Annotated in this window: 10 protein-coding genes; 3 read left to right on the forward strand and 7 right to left on the reverse strand. The window is 73.2% G+C overall.

What is annotated here, in order from left to right:
- Positions 1-75 precede the first annotated feature (75 nt).
- Positions 76-1,305, forward strand: a complete 1,230-nt coding sequence (locus tag ETD83_RS31080) for an MFS transporter (RefSeq protein WP_138648769.1) — start codon at positions 76-78, stop codon at positions 1,303-1,305.
- Between the two features lie 117 nt (positions 1,306-1,422).
- Here ETD83_RS31080 and ETD83_RS31085 read toward each other — a convergent pair whose 3' ends face one another.
- From ETD83_RS31085 to ETD83_RS31100, 4 genes are all read right to left on the reverse strand, one after another.
- Entirely contained in the window at positions 1,423-2,556 is a 1,134-nt protein-coding gene (locus tag ETD83_RS31085) for a hypothetical protein (protein ID WP_138648770.1), read from the reverse strand.
- Between the two features lie 425 nt (positions 2,557-2,981).
- A complete protein-coding gene (locus ETD83_RS31090) occupies positions 2,982-3,989 on the reverse strand; it encodes an SMP-30/gluconolactonase/LRE family protein (protein WP_205717989.1) in 1,008 nt (335 codons plus the stop codon).
- Between the two features lie 369 nt (positions 3,990-4,358).
- Positions 4,359-5,906 carry a serine/threonine protein kinase gene (locus ETD83_RS31095; RefSeq protein ID WP_138648771.1) on the reverse strand — a complete coding sequence of 516 codons (1,548 nt, stop codon included), beginning with the start codon at positions 5,904-5,906 and terminating at the stop codon, positions 4,359-4,361.
- Positions 5,907-5,988: 82 nt separating this feature from the next.
- Positions 5,989-7,455: an amidohydrolase gene (locus tag ETD83_RS31100; protein WP_138648772.1), complete on the reverse strand. Its 1,467-nt coding sequence runs from the start codon at positions 7,453-7,455 to the stop codon at positions 5,989-5,991.
- A gap of 109 nt (positions 7,456-7,564) precedes the next feature.
- On the opposite strand from ETD83_RS31100, the gene ETD83_RS31105 reads away from it, so the two are divergent.
- Together ETD83_RS31105 and ETD83_RS31110 are read left to right on the forward strand one after the other, a co-directional pair.
- Positions 7,565-8,368: an alpha/beta hydrolase gene (locus tag ETD83_RS31105; protein ID WP_138648773.1), complete on the forward strand. Its 804-nt coding sequence runs from the start codon at positions 7,565-7,567 to the stop codon at positions 8,366-8,368.
- 156 nt (positions 8,369-8,524) lie between these two features.
- The gene (locus ETD83_RS31110) at positions 8,525-8,992 is read left to right on the forward strand and encodes a nitroreductase family deazaflavin-dependent oxidoreductase (RefSeq protein ID WP_138648774.1); all 468 of its coding nucleotides are present in this window, start codon (positions 8,525-8,527) and stop codon (positions 8,990-8,992) included.
- Positions 8,993-9,042: 50 nt separating this feature from the next.
- On the opposite strand, the gene ETD83_RS31115 is transcribed toward ETD83_RS31110, so the two are convergent.
- The 3 genes from ETD83_RS31115 to ETD83_RS31125 form a co-directional block, all read right to left on the reverse strand.
- Positions 9,043-9,852, reverse strand: coding sequence for an SAM-dependent methyltransferase (locus ETD83_RS31115; protein ID WP_230421311.1), 810 nt, complete (start codon positions 9,850-9,852; stop codon positions 9,043-9,045).
- 122 nt (positions 9,853-9,974) lie between these two features.
- Positions 9,975-11,078 carry a PQQ-dependent sugar dehydrogenase gene (locus ETD83_RS31120; RefSeq protein WP_138648776.1) on the reverse strand — a complete coding sequence of 368 codons (1,104 nt, stop codon included), beginning with the start codon at positions 11,076-11,078 and terminating at the stop codon, positions 9,975-9,977.
- A gap of 261 nt (positions 11,079-11,339) precedes the next feature.
- Positions 11,340-14,577, reverse strand: a 3,238-nt coding sequence (locus ETD83_RS31125; protein ID WP_138648777.1) for a cation-translocating P-type ATPase, incomplete at its 5' end; no start/stop codon positions are given.

The raw sequence follows: 14,577 nt of genomic DNA on the forward strand, positions 1-14,577 counted from the left end.
GCCTCCTTGCACAGGAAGCGGCTGCCTGGCACGGCTTGGGGCCCATTCACTGATCGACATGACAAGGAAGGTGCGATGAGCACCCAGAAGGCGACCCTGAGCCGGCGCAGGACGAACCTCGCGCTGGCGACGCTGTTCCTAGGAATGTTCGTGCTGGGCAGCGCCGAACTCCTCGTGGTCGGCGTGCTGAACCTGATCGCCGCCGACCTCGGGGTGTCCATCCCGGCGGCCGGCGTGCTCGTGACCGCCAACGCGCTCGGGCTCGCCATCGGCGGTCCGATCCTGACCGCGCTGACCATCAGGCTGGACAAGCGGGCCGTCCTGCTCGGCACGGTTCTGCTGTTCATGCTCGCCAACCTGGTGCCGGTGCTGACCGCCGACTACGGGCTGTTCGTCGCGGCGCGCACCGTCGCCGGCGCGCTGCAGGGCCTGTTCATCGCGGCCGGGTTCGTCGTGGGCATGTCGGTCGTCCCGCCCGAACGCATGGGCCGCGCGATCTCGGTGGTCGTCTCCGGCGTCGCGGTCTCGGCCGCGCTGGGCGTGCCCCTGGGCACGCTGGTCGGCCAGGAACTCGGCTGGCGCGGCTCGTTCGCCGCCGTCGTCGCGCTCAGCGCGGCCGTCCTGATCGCCGCGCTGACGCTCGTCCCGTCCGTGCCCGGCGCAGCCGGCGGCGCGGGCGGTCAGGCCAGGTACGCGTTCGCCCCGCGGGTGCTGGCCCTGCTCGCGCTGAACTTCCTGGTGTTCGCGGGACTGTTCGCGGCGCTCACCTACATCGTGCCTTTCCTGGAGCGCGTCACCGGGATCTCCGGCGCGCTGATCAGCGTGTTCCTCCTGGCGTTCGGCGTGGCCACGGCGGTGGGCTCGTTCGGCGGCGGCAGGTTCGCCGACGCGAACGCCGCGCGCACCCTGACCGTCGCGACCATCGGCGCGGCGCTCTCCCTGCTGGCGCTCTACCTCGTCGGCTCGGTCGCGATCCTCGTCGCGCTCGTCCTGCTCGCCTGGGGCGTCTTCAGCTTCGGCATGGTGCCCTCGCTCCAGTACCGGGTGGTGAGCCTGGCGGGTCCTGGCGGCGCGCTGGCGTCCTCGCTGCCCGCGTCCGCCGCCAACGTGGGCATCGCGTTCGGCTCGGCCGCCGGCGGGATGGCGATCGGCGGTTCCACCGCGTCCGCCGCCGTGATCACAGGCCTGGTCATCGCCGTCCTCACCGTCCCGGTCGCCTGGGCGACCGGCTTCCTGAAGCCGCCGGTGATCGAAGAGCCGGACCGGCCCGCGCCGACCACGAGACCGGCCCCCGAGCACGCGTGAACACTCCCCGGGCGCCGGTCCCGCGGCGTCATGGAGGGCTGGACGAGCCAGGCGCCGATCGCACGATTCAGCTGGCCGGCGAAAGATCAATTGTCTTCGCAGGTCCCGGTCATGGCTTTACTGACGTGCGAGGTGCTCCTGAAGGCTGGCGTGGCGAAACTGGTAGACCGGCCCCGTCTGCCGGAGCAGGCCGGCCTGGTGCGCCTCTCGGAGAAAACGCATCAGGCGAAGAGGGAGGCGCCGACGGGCCCGCAGCAGCAGCAGTGCCGTGAGGTAGGTCGCTCCCGCGCTCTGGAGTCCGGTGCCGAGTCCGAGCCCGATCATGACACCGATCGCCGGGCCGAGGATGAGGGCGATCTCCAATCCCTCCCGGTCGACGGTCCCGAAAAGCAGCCCGCTGAAGAACACCGCTACGAGCAGCGCCACCAGCAGGGCGCCTCCCGCAACGGTGAGGTAGTTCAGGCGCAGGTCCTCTCGCAGCGTGGCCGAGGGGGTCTTGGGCCGGTCGTCATCGGTCATGGGCGTCTCCGCCCAGCGGCGCAGTCCCACCGTGAGCCCGGTCCCCGCCGAGGCGATCGCCAGCAGGACCGCCGCAGCAAGATCGACCATCGCGAAGAGAGCCGAGCCCACCGCGGCGCCGGCGGCGGCACCCGTCCCGATCCCGGTCGCGAGGGTGCGCAGGAGCAGGCGAACGCGTCCCCGAAGCCTCAGATTCGCGTAGGCGGGACCGCGTGCGAGTCTGAGCGGACGTCTGGCCGCCAATCCGCCGACGAGCCCGATGACCCCGAGAAATCCCACGCCCGCCATGAAGAACAGGCCCACGGCGAGCCCGTCGCGCGGGTCCCTGTCGTGGACGCCGGTGAGTACTCCGGGCACCAGGCCCGTGAGAACGGACACCAGCAGCAGCGGGAGCAGGCTGGCGACCCTCGTTCCGGCTGAGGGCAACGCCCGATGCAGGTCCCACCACGCCAGGTCGCGGGTGCCCAGCGCCTGCATGTGAGCGGCAAGGAAACCGAGTCGCCGTTGGGTCTCGGCGGGCTTCCAGGAACGACGCCGTGGATCCACGCCGCTGACCGCCTCGACGAGATGGCCCAGAAGGTGCTCGGTGACGGCGTCCGGCACGGGGTAGTGGTCACGGTCGGCCAGGCCGGACGGGTCGGTGCCGGTGTCGATGTAGACCCTGCGCAGCAGCCACAGCGTCAGCGGAGTGGTGAGGGCGCGGGTGAGCGGAGTGCGCGGACGCCCGTTCAACGCCGCGAGGACGACGGGCCAGCCGTCCTCGGTGAGGCGGGCATGGGGAAGATCACGCTGGCGGTGCTGCTCCTGCGAGAGCTCCTCCGCTCACACCGGCCAGGTGAGCCGGTCCCCGTTCTGTTCTCCCTGTCCGGATGGGACCCGTCCGTCCAGTCACTACGCGATTGGCCCGCCACCAGTGCCCCCAAAGCCGAGGCGCCCGCCAGAGCGCGCCATCGCGGTCCCCCGGTCGCCATCCGCCCATGCTGGCAGCTCACGGCCGGGCCACGGGCCGTCTCCATCGAACTGACCGCGCGGCAGCGCCCGCCGAGTGCTCCGCGGGTCTTGATCTTGCTGGAACGGGGGGACGGGCCCTGACCGCCGGCGGGGCTTGTGCCCCGCCGGTAGCCCATGGTCAGGGCCCGTAGTCTCCGTTGACCGGCTCAGAAGCCGCGCACGAGGGCGACGGAGAAGGGGAGTTGCGGAGTGCCGGGACCCGTGGGGCCGCCCTTGTCGAACTGGGAACGGACCACGTACAGCTTGCCGTCCTTTCGCAGCAGGGTCGTCGGGGTTCCCAGCGCCGGGTCGGTGAGCCGCCGGGTCAATCGGGCGGTCCGGCCGTCCGAGCCGATACGCCAGCGGCTGACCGCGTTGGCGTTCGTGATGGGGTGCACCGCCCACAGCGTGCCGTTCTGCAGTTCCATGCCGTCGCCCGTGAGGAGGTCCCCTCCGCTCAGGGCCACCTTGTCGACCTTGCCCGAGGGCAGGGCGATGCGGTACAGGTCGCCGCCGGTCATGTCCACGGTCAGCAGGTAGCGTCCCGACGGCCCGGCGACGATCCCGTTGAGGGTGATCGTGTTGGGCTCGTGCGGCTCCACGACCTTGGACAGGTCGAAGGCGGGCGTCAGCGGCACCTCGCCGCCTTGCTCACCGGCCTCCGCGAGCTGCTCGGGCGTGACGCGGTAGACCACGGCCTGCCGGCTCTCGGTGATGTAGGCGGTGCCGTCCGGTGTGATGGCCACGTCGTTGACCAGACGCGGCAGCTGGTTGGGGACGACGAAGCGGGCCAGCAGGCGGCGGCTGGGAATGTCGTACACCGCGAGACCGGTGAGGCGGTCCATCACCCACAGGCGCCTGGCCTGGTCGACCTCCAGGCCGAGAGCCTGCGTGCGCCCGTCCCCGCGCGCGGGCAGGAACTCCTCTGCGACCCGCTGTCCGGGCTTGGCCCTGAAAATCGCGCCGCCCTCGAACGACCCGACGTAGAGGTCGCCGGTGTGTGGGTCGGCGGTGATCCCTTCGGGGTAGACCCGGTCGCCGGGGATTTCGAACGCCGTGGAGATCCGGGCCCGCCCATCGGCGGGGGCGGCCGTCGCCTGGACGGCGGAGCCGAGGAGCAGCGGTGCTGCGAGGGTCGCGACAACGATGACGTGTCGCCGAACTGTGCGGTACATGACCACCTTCTCCGTGAGTTTCCTGTCGCTGGCCTTTGTCCAGCAGGACGATTCGGTCGGCGGGGAGCCGCCGCGGGTCGGGTACGGCAACGGATCGGCGAGCCGGGCCGAAGGCGGGCCGTTGTCGTCGAGGCGGGTGCGGGAGCGGTGCTCGCCTTCGAGTGCATTTCCGCTCCCTCCGTCTCTCCGGACGCAACGTAGAGACCCGTAGGTAACCAAAAGGTTTCCTCCCAGGCAGGGTAAGAAGGCGGCCCGGTCAGCGTCTACGTAATATGTCGATTGTCCGATGTCGGACATAGTCTGGCAAGAGCGCGCCCCGGCTTCCTTCGGACGGTGGTGCCAGCGCAGGGAGTTACCAGGTGGAGGGCGTCAGCAGGTTCTGTTCGGGCTGATCGCTTCTCCAGTGCGGTACAGGTAGCGGGCCGTACCGCCGATGCTGTCGAAGGTGACGGCCATACCGGTCGCGATGTGGTTCGCGGAGGAGGTGGCCTGCCGCTCGGTGTAGGTACCGCATCCGTCCTGGCCGCTCCGCACCGAGGCGGCGGCCGAACTCCACGTCCCCGAGAGCGAACCGGACTGCCCGTAGACCGATACGGTCACCTTTCCGCAGGCCGAGCCATAGGTCCTGACCTGGGCGAATGCGGTGTTGTCGTAGTTGCCATATCTGATGCGGTACAGGCAGGCGGTCCTTTTCAGCTGCGGGGTGAGCTCCGTGGACGCCCATTTGAAGGTGGTGACCGGGGCCCGGCCCTTGCCGGACCTCGATGGGGCGGCCGTTCCTCCGGCCGGGGCGTGGGAGGCGCCTGGGTTCGGACCGCCGGGCGGGGCCTGGGTCGTGACGGGCGCGCCTGGGCTCGCCGGGCGCTTTGAAGGCATCGTCGTCGGGCCGGATGCCGGGGGCCGCCGTCCAGCGTGCGCCGAGTCGTCGGGTTCGGCCTGGGTGGACGGCAGCAGGGTGGCGGTGACGAGGGCCGCCGCACCTGCCGCGCCGATGGCCGTGGCCGCGGTGACGGCGGCGCGGCGCACCCGGCGCGGCGAGGGCGATGGGGCCGCCCCGGCGGTGGGACTGGCGGCCGCGGCGGCCGCCTGGAGGCTCAGCCCACCGTGCGGCTCGCGTCGCAGCAGGCCGAGCAGGATCTCTTCGCCGTCCGGACGGCGCGCGGGGTCCTTGTCCAGGCAGCGGGCGACGAGGTCGCGCAATCTCCCGCGCAGGTCACCGAGGTCCGGCTCGTCGTCGGAGATGCGCCGCATGACCGCCTCGATCGTGGCGGCCGCGAACGGGGACCGGCCGGTGGCGGCGAACACGACGGTGCAGCCCCACGCGAAGACGTCGACGGCGGGCCCGGCCCGGCCGCCGGCGAATAACTCGGGCGCCATGTAGGCGGGCGTGCCGACCACCTGGCTGGAGTCCTCGCCCGTACTCTCCAGGACGCGGGAGATCCCGAAGTCCACGACCCGCGGGCCCTGCGCCGACAGCAGCACGTTGCCCGGCTTGAAGTCGCGGTGGACGACCTTCGCCTGGTGGATGGCCACCAGCGCGGTCGCGGTACCGATCGCCAGCCGTTCCAGATCGGCGCCGGTGCGGACGCCGTCCCGCCGCACCGCCTGCAGGAGGGAGACCCCGTCGACGAACTCGCTCACGAGGTAGGGGACGGAGCCGTCCAGGTCGGCGTCCAGGACCCGGGCCGTGCAGAACTCGGCGACGCGCTTGGCCGCCGCGACCTCGGCGGCGAACCGCTCTCGCGCCTTGGCGTCGCCGTCGAGCCGCACCTTCAGGCATTTGACGGCCACGCGCCGGGCCGCGGGGTCCTCCGCGAGGTAGACCACGCCCTGCCCGCCCTCGCCGAGCCGCGCCACCAGCCGGTACTCGCCCACCGCGGACGGATCGTGGGCCTGCAGCGGCGAACCATCGGTCATGTCACGCTCCGTCCAGCCCTCGGCACCGCATCGAGATCGTAGTGCCAGACCCGCGTGACCGCCCTCGGTACAGGGCGCGAGGTCACGCCACGGGCGGGTACCGGACGGGGCCCTCCGAGGTGATCGTGCCGTTGGTGACGGTCATCAGGCGGGTCGCGCCCGCGAGGCGCTCCGGGGGCATCGTCAGCGGGTTCTCCTTGATGACGACGAGGTCGGCGTAGTTGCCGGGCTCCACCGTGCCGCGCTCCCGCTCCTCGAACGAGGCGAACGCCGCCCGGGAGGTGACCAGGCGCAGTGCCGTGGGGACGTCGAGCCGCTGGTCAGGCAGCCATCCCCCGGGCGGCGTGCCGTCGAACTCGGTCCGGGTCACCACGCGCTGCAGCCCCCACATGGGGTCGAGCGCCTCGATGTCGAAGTCGCTGCCGCCCACCATCGGCACCTTCGCCCGGACCATGTCCCGCCACCGGTAGGCGTACCGCAGCCGGTGCCGTCCGAGCGCGTCCTCGGCGAACCGCTGGTCGGACGTCGCGAAGCTCAGCTGGATGCTCGCGATCACCCCGCGCCGGATCATCCGCTCCAGCAGGTCGTCCTCCGCCACCTGGACGTGCTCCACCGCCCAGCGGTCCCGCGGCGAGACGTCGTTGTGCTCGTAGGCGTTCAGCGTCACCTTCACCCCGCGGTCGCCGATGGCGTGGGTGGTGATGTTGAAGCCCAGCTCCCGGGCGCGGGCGACGTCGCGGTCGGCGCGCTCCTGGCCCAGGAACAGGATGCCCTTGCGGGGGAAGCCGTACGGGTCGTCGTTGTAGGGCTGGCGAAGCGCCGACGTCCGGGGGCCGAGCCATCCGTCCGAGTAGAGCTTCACCCCCAGGACCTTCACCCAGTCGTTGCCGGAGCCGGTACGCAGGCCCATCCGGGCGGCCTCTTCCATACAGCCCCAAGCCACGCGCACCAGGAAGCGGACTTTCAGCTTGCCTTCGTCTGCGAGCTGGAAGAGCGCGTCCAGAGCGCCCAGGTCGCGCAGGCCCGCCTCCACGACGGTGCTGATTCCCTGCTTGGCCACCTCCTCCTGCATGACCAGCAGGTCGTTCTTCATCTTCTCGGTCACCGGGCTGTGGGTGCACTGGTCGACGGGCGTCTCGCCGCGCGCGTGGATGTCCACGTGCCGCTGCCCGGTGCGTCTGCGCGCCTCGAACGCCTCGTCCTCGTCGTACGGCTTCCACACCGGCCGGTACGCCTCCGGACCCAGGCCCGTCAGCGCCCGCTGGATGAGGTGGGTGTGCTGGTCCCGGAATCCGGGGCCGACGAAGGCCCCCTTCAGATCGACGCGGCGCGTGCGGTCTCCCGCGCACTCCAGGACGTGCCGGTCGGAGCCGACGGCCACGATCCGCTTCCCCTTCACGGCGACCGCCTGGGCGGTGCCGTCGCCCGTCCAGACGACTCCGGAGTGGAGCACCAGGTCGGCCTGACCTCGGGGGCGGCCCGCGGCCAGGGTTCCGGCGGCCGCGCCGGTCAGGACGAGCGCGGATCGACGGGTGATCGGTGATTCCATGGACACTCCTCACATCTCACTCATGATCAATGTGAGGCCCTGACGCCCGCTTGTCGACCCCGGGGACGAACGGGCTGGCCAGAAGGGTGGGAACGGTTATCATTGCGCCATGAGGACCTCTCCCCACGAGCGCATGGTCGTGGACGTCGAGTACGCCGTCGCCGATGGTGAGCGTCTGCTGCTCGACCTGTACATCCCGGAAGGCTCGGGACCGCACCCCGTCTCCCTATGGGTGCACGGCGGAGCATGGCTTTTCGGCGACCGCTGCAGCGGCGCCACCTCGTTCGCGGCCGGGCTCGCCGAACGGGGCGTGGCGATCGCGAGCATCGACTACCGCCTCGGTGAGGCCGGTGCCTTCCCGGCCTCCATCGACGACGTCCGCGCCGCCGTCCGCTGGCTGCGCGCCCACGGCGCCCGGCACGGGCTGGCCATCGCGAGGATCGGCGCGTGGGGGGCCTCGGCCGGCGGGCACCTGTCGCTGATGGCGGCGCTCGATCCGAGGGGCGGCGCGCCCGGCGACCGCATCGACGCCGTCGTCGACTTCTTCGGGCCCACCGACCTGGTGGCCCGCCTGTCGCGGACGGAGCTGGAGCGCGAGGTGCTGCCGGATCCGCCCGACGCCCGCTACCTGCGGACCACCGTCAAGACGCTCGATCGGGACTGGGCACGCGCCGCCAGCCCGCTCTACCAGCGTCTCGACCAGGCGCCCCCGACGCTGATCGTCCACGGGGACCGCGATCAGCAGATCGCGCTGGACCAGAGCCTCCGCATGCATCAGGCCCTGGTCGCCGCCGGACGCGACGCGCAGTTGCTCGTCGTCGGCGGCGCGGGGCACGAGGACGTCCGGTTCCAGCAGCCGTGGGTCCTCGACACCACGGCCTCCTTCCTCCGCTACCACCTGATCGGCGGCTGACGTTCCCCGGCGCCGTCCGCCGGGGTGCCTGCCGAGCCGTCCGCCGGGCCGTCCGCCGGAGGTCAAGAGACCGATCAGGAATCGAGAAGCGGCCATGACCGGGCCGCGTCTAGCGTGAGCGCCATGGACGGTGAGGTGACCGACAGGAGGCGTCCGATGACACAGAAGCAGCCGGACGGCAAGCGCAAGCCCGGCACGCCCGGCGCGTTCTCACGCTGGATGCAGCACCGCATGAACGCCCGCATGAACCGCAAGGTCAGACGCGGCCGCGGCCAGTTCATGGGCATGGACGTGCTCATCCTGCACACCGTGGGCAAGCACAGCGGGGAGCCGCGGGAGACACCGGTGGCGTGGTTCCCCGACGACGATGAGGACGCCAGGCTGATCGTCGCGTCGGGGGGCGGGAGCCGGCATCCGGACTGGTTCGCCAACCTGATGGCGCACTCCGGCGATGCGTCGATCGAGCTGCCCAGGGGCCCGGCCGTGCCGGTGACGCCGCACCGGCTCGAAGGCGACGACCGCGAGCGGGCGTGGCAGCGCATCGCCACCGCCCAGCCCCGCATCGCGAAGTACCAGAGCAAGTCCGACCGGCGGTACCCGGTCGTCCGCCTCACCCCGCGCTGATCGCGGCCGGCCCGGACGGCGGCCGCGGGCCGCCGTCGCCTCGGGTGCGGTCAGGGTTTGCGGGCCACCCCGCCGAACTGGTCCGTCTCGGGGGGCTCGCCGAACCGGGTGTCATCCGGCCGCCAGCGCGTGCAGGAGACGACGCCGGGCTCGACCAGGTCCAGGCCCGCGAAGAGGGCTTCGATCTGCCGCGGGGTCCGGTGGGTGCCGGGCGGTTTGCCGAACTCGTTCCACTGGCGGATCGCCTCGGCCATCTTCTCGCCGGTGATCTCGATGGTCGGGTGCGCGATGGCCAGATGGCTGCCGGGGGCCAGCGGGGCCTTCAGCCGCCCGATGATGTCGCGCGCCTCGGCGTCGTCGATGACGTGCCACACGACACCGAGCATGGTGATCGCGACGGGCTCGGAGAAGTCGAGGGTCGCCTCCGCGCCGCGCAGGATCGCGTCGGGGTCGTGCATGTCGGCGTCCAGGTAGTCGGTCGCGCCCTCGGGGGTGCTGGTCAGGAGCGCCCGGGCGTGCACCAGCACCAGCGGGTCGTTGTCGACGTAGACGATCTTGGACTGGGGCGCCACCCGCTGGGCGACCTGGTGGGTGTTGTCGACCGTGGGCAGGCCCGTCCCGATGTCCAGGAACTGCCTGATGCCGGCCTCGCCGGCCAGGTAGCGCACGACCCGGCCGAGGAACTGGCGGTCCGCCCTGGCCTGCTGGACGATGTCGGGCAGCACCGCCTCGATCTGGTCGCCCAGCCGGCGGTCGACCTCGTAGTTCTCCTTGCCGCCCAGCCAGTAGTCCCAGATCCTGGCGGAGTGCGACACCGTGGTGTCGATCGCGGGGGCCGGGGGTGTGCGCTCTTCGTCCACGAAGCCTTTCCTGCCTCTCAGCCTGCGGCACGGGGCTCTCATCGTAAGCGGTGGGGGCGACGAGATCGCCCGCCGTCCGGTGGACGGCGGGCGATCTCAGGACGGGCGCGCTGCGCGGTCGGTCAGCGGGCGACCTTCGGGAAGCGGATGATTCGGTCGTCGGTCTGGGCGGGCTGGCCGCGGCCGTCGCGGTTGCTCGTCATCACCCAGAGCCAGCCGTCCGGGCCCACGGCGACGGTGCGGAGCCGTCCGTAGGTGCCCTGGAGCACCGCCGTGGGCTGGCCGGACGCCCCGCCCTTGCCGTCCAGCGGGACGGTCCAGAGCCGGCGGCCGCCGAGCGCGGCGGCGTACAGCGTGTCGCCCGCGACGGCGCCACCGCTGGGCGACGCCTCACGCGTGGCCCACACGGCGAGGGGGTCGTGGTACGTCGGCTCGCCGCCCGTGCCCTCGACATTCGGCCAGCCGTAGTTGTCGCCGGCCTCGATGTGGTTGACCTCGTCCCAGCGGTTGTTGCCGAGCTCGACGTTGTACATGACGCCGCCGGGGCCCCAGGCCAGCCCCTGCACGTTGCGGTGCCCGAGGGTGTAGACGACCGAGCCGGAGGTGGGGTTGTCCGGGGGCGCGGTGCCGTCCGGCTTCATCCGCAGGATCTTTCCGGCGGGGCTGTTGCGGTCCTGGGAATTGGCCGTCCGGCCTGCGTCGCCGGTGCCGACGTAGAGCATCCCATCGGGGCCGAAATGAATTCGGCCGCCGTCGTGGTAGGAGTTCTTGGGAATGCCGGAGAAGATCACTTCCTGCTGCGGTGACGCCGCGAGTTTGAAGCGGACGATCCTGTTGTCGGACGCCGAGGTGTAATAGGCGTAGACGTATCCGTCCTGCGCGTAGGTCGGTGACACCGCGATGCCCAGGAGGCCGCCTTCGCCGGTGGGCGTGACGCCCGAGAGCTTGGCCACTTCGGTCGGCGCCGAGCCGGGCTTCATCTGCAGGATGCGGGCGCTGTTGCGTTCCGAGATGAGCGCGCTGCCGTCGGGCAGGAAGGCCAGGCCCCAGGGGACCGTCAGGCCGGTCGCCGCGATGGTGGGCTTGGTGAAGTCGAAGGCGGGGTCGGCGGCCGTCCGGGCCGGCGGGGTGACCGCCGCGCCGGTCGCCGGGGAGGCGGGGACTGCGAGCACGGCCGCGACGGCGAAGGCCGCGGCGGGAGCCAGCGTGCGCGTTTTACGGGGCATCTTCTCTCCTAAGTCACCCCCGAACCAATATGTGACCTCGGCTGCTGCCCCTTGGTGACGAGCGGTTTCACAGTTCACGAACACCGGGGAGCCTTGCTGGCGCGCCTCTGTCAACGGTAGAGCGGGGGGTCGTTGGGGCAGCGCAACCGAGGGGAGCGCTCGGTATCGGACTACAAGCTACTCGGCCTTTCGGCGCCTGGGAAGCGCCGGTTTTTCACCTTTCAACGGGGGCCCGCGGGGGAAATCGAAAATGCGATTCGCTCAGCGCGTTCCGGCGGACGGGAGGAAGCGCGGGGCCACGGCGGCACCCAGGGTCGCCGCCGCCGCCGCGCCGGTGACGATCGTCCAGGCGCCGGGGCCGAGCGGGGTGCAGCCGAAGAACTGGCTGATGCCGGGCGTCTCGACCACCGCGAACAGCGCCCCGGCGGACACCGCGCAGGTCGCGAGGACGAGGGGGCTGCGCCAGCGGGCGATGAGCGTCTGGCCGAGCTGGGCGCCGACCAGCGCGGCCAGGCCCATCGTGGACGCGCGCCGTCCGCCATCGGGGAGGAGCCCGGTCACCCGGCCCGCCTGCCAGGACAGCAGGGCGGCGGCCGCGGTGGCGGTGCCGCGGACGGCCAGCGCGCGGCGCATGTCCTCGCCGGTGAAGCCGCGGACCGGCGCCCCGCCGAGCGGCGCCTCGGCGTCGCCCGCGGGGGTGATGGCGACGGCCAGCGCCGGGAGCATGTCGGTCAGCATGTTGACCACGAGCAGCTGCCGGGTGCTCAGCGGGGCGTTCCCGCTGAGGGCCGTCCCGAGGACGGTGAACGACACCTCGCCCGCGTTGCCGCCGACGAGGATCGCGGCGGCGTCGCGGACGCTGTGCCACAGGGCGCGGCCCTCGCGCAGCGCGTCCAGGATGAGCGCGGTGTCGGGCGCGGTGAGGACGAGGTCGGCGGCGCTGCGGGCGGCGCCGGAGCCGCGCCCGGCGACCGCGATGCCGACGTCGGCGCGGCGGATGGCGGCGGCGTCGTTGGCGCCGTCGCCGGTCATCGCGACCACCCGGCCCGCCCGGCGCAGGTCCTTCACGATGCGCACCTTCTGCGCCGGGGAGACGCGGGCGAAGACCGCGGCCTCCTGGACGGCCGCGAGCCGTTCGGCGGCGGACATCGCGTCGAGCTCCGGCCCGGTGACGACCCGGTCGGCGGCGGGGATCCCGAGCTCGGCGGCGACGGCCGCGGCGGTCGCCGGATGGTCGCCGGTGACCATGGTGGTGCGGACCCCCGCCTCGCCCAGCCGCTGCACGGCCTCCTCGGCGGTGGGGCGCGGGGTGTCGGCGATGCCGACGAAGCCGAGCAGCGTGAGGTCCTCGACGTGGTCGGCGATCTCCCCGCGGACCTTCGCGGCGTCGGGGACGGGGCGCTCGGCGATGGCGAGGACGCGCAGCCCCTGCCCGGCCAGGCGGCGGAAGGTCGCGGCCGCGGCGCGGCGCCGGGCAGCGGTCATGGGCTCGTCGCGGCCGGCGGGACGGCGGGGCGCGTGGATCCGGGCGCAGCGGGCGAGCAGCACCTCCGGCGCGCCCTTGACCGCGAGGACCGTCCGGTCGCCGTCGTGCCCGAGCGAGGCGGAGAACCCCCGGGTGGGCTCGAAGGGGAGTTCCTCGTCCAGCGACCAGCGGGCGTCCGGCGGCAGGTCGCCCGCGCGGTCGAGCACGGCCCGGTCGGTGGCGTGCGCGACCTGCCGGCCGGGCGGGGGCGGGCAGGCGCGGGCGGCGACGCGGAGGATGTGCCGCCCGCCGTCCCCGGTGAGCGGGAGCGAGCGGGCGGGCCCGGCGGCGCGGACGAGGCGGAGCCTGCCCTCGGTGAGCGTGCCGGTCTTGTCGAAGCAGAGGGTGTCGACCCGTCCGAGCGCTTCGAGCGCGCGGGTGGTGCGGACCAGCACGCCGAGGCGCGACAGCCGCCGCGCCGCCGCGAGCTGCGAGACGGTCGCGACCAGCGGCAGCCCCTCGGGGACCGCGGCCACGGCGACGGCGACGCCGGAGCCGAGCGCCCGGCGCAGCGGCAGGCCGCGCAGCACGCCCAGCCCGGTGACGGCCGCGCCGCCGAGCACCGTGGCGGGGAGGGCCTGGTGGGTGAGCTCCGCCAGGCGCTTCTGCATGCTGGACGACGCGTCCGCCGCCCCGGCGAGGGCGGCGGCCCGGCCCGACTCGGTGGCCTCGGCGGTCGCGACCACCAGGGCGACCGCGCCGCCCGCGACGACCGTGGTCCCCTCGTGGACCATGCAGTGCCGGTCGGCCGGGTCCCCGCCCGGCGACGGCTCGACGTTCTTGTCGACGGGCACCGACTCGCCGGTGAGCGTGGCCTCGTCCACCTCCAGCGACTCGGCCCACAGCAGCCGCGCGTCCGCCGGGACGACGTCCTCGGACCGCAGGACGATCACGTCGCCGACCCGCAGGCGTCCGGCCATGACCTGCTCGGCGGCGGCCGACCGCAGGTGCGCGAACGCCTCCGCGCCCGGGGCGCCGGGGCGCGGGGACACGTCGGCGCCGGGCCGCAGCCTCCGCGCGTGGACCTGCTGCCCGAGCAGCAGCTCGCCGAGCGCCTTCTCCGCGCGCATCCGCTGCGCGCCGCCGATGAGGGCGTTGCCCGCCATGACGCCGGTGACCAGCAGCGCGTCCACGCTGGAGCCGACGACCGCGGAGGCCGCCGCGCCGAGCGCGAGGACGGGCGTCAGCGGGTCGTCGAGTTCCTGCCGGACGGCGGCGGTCAGGCGCAGGCCCGCCCCCGCGGGCCAGAGCACCGTCCTGCCGAGCAGCGGGACCGTCGCCAGCCGTGCCCGCACGGCGGCGACCCGCGAGTCCGCGCCGTCCGGTTCCGCCTCCTCGGCGAGGGTTCGCGACAGCCGCCGGACGGCCTCCTCGGCGGTGAACGCGTGCCAGGCGTCGCGGACGACGGGCGCCGGCAGCGGACGGTGGTCCAGCCGCCGGGCGCTGACCGCGTTGGTCAGCATCGCCGCCAGGGCCGCCGCGTGCACCGGCGGCACGTCCTGCCAGGACGTGACCGCGCGGCCGAGCGGCCCGCGTCCGGCGCGGCGCCCGGGACGGCGGCCCGCGATCAGCAGCGCGCCCAGCGCCGACGCGCTCAGCGACAGCTCCGCGGCCCGGTCGCTGGCGCGCCGCGCGGGGCGGACCGCCGTGAGCAGCCGCCACGCGTCGGCGAGGCCCGGCCCGCACACCAGGTCGGCGCGCCAGTCCGCGGGCCCGTCCCCGCGCAGGACGCTCACCCCGACATCGGCCGCGTCCAGCGCCAGGTCCTGACCGGACGACACGGCCAGCACCCCGTGGCCCTCGCGCTGCAGCGCCCGTACCGACTCCGCCAGCTCCTCGACGTCCACCGGGGAGTCGTCGCCCCAGGCGACCAGTTCGCGGGTGCTGGCGTGCTCGGTCAGGAAGACCACGTCGGCCGCCTGGTGCGCCGCCGACAGCAGCGCCTCGGCCAGGGGATCGAGGGAGCAGCCCACC

It is taken from the genome of Actinomadura soli, assembly GCF_005889715.1.
In the GTDB taxonomy this organism is placed as follows: Bacteria; Actinomycetota; Actinomycetes; order Streptosporangiales; family Streptosporangiaceae; genus Spirillospora; species Spirillospora soli.

Excerpts from the sequence above, each read along its gene's own strand:
- ETD83_RS31080 (WP_138648769.1), top strand. The coding sequence starts at position 76 with ATGAGCACCCAGAAGGCGACCCTGAGCCGGCGCAGGACGAACCTCGCG.
- ETD83_RS31090 (WP_205717989.1), bottom strand. The coding sequence starts at position 3,989 with ATGTACCGCACAGTTCGGCGACACGTCATCGTTGTCGCGACCCTCGCA.
- ETD83_RS31095 (WP_138648771.1), bottom strand. The coding sequence starts at position 5,906 with ATGACCGATGGTTCGCCGCTGCAGGCCCACGATCCGTCCGCGGTGGGC.
- ETD83_RS31100 (WP_138648772.1), bottom strand. The coding sequence starts at position 7,455 with ATGGAATCACCGATCACCCGTCGATCCGCGCTCGTCCTGACCGGCGCG.
- ETD83_RS31105 (WP_138648773.1), top strand. The coding sequence starts at position 7,565 with ATGAGGACCTCTCCCCACGAGCGCATGGTCGTGGACGTCGAGTACGCC.
- ETD83_RS31110 (WP_138648774.1), top strand. The coding sequence starts at position 8,525 with ATGACACAGAAGCAGCCGGACGGCAAGCGCAAGCCCGGCACGCCCGGC.
- ETD83_RS31120 (WP_138648776.1), bottom strand. The coding sequence starts at position 11,078 with ATGCCCCGTAAAACGCGCACGCTGGCTCCCGCCGCGGCCTTCGCCGTC.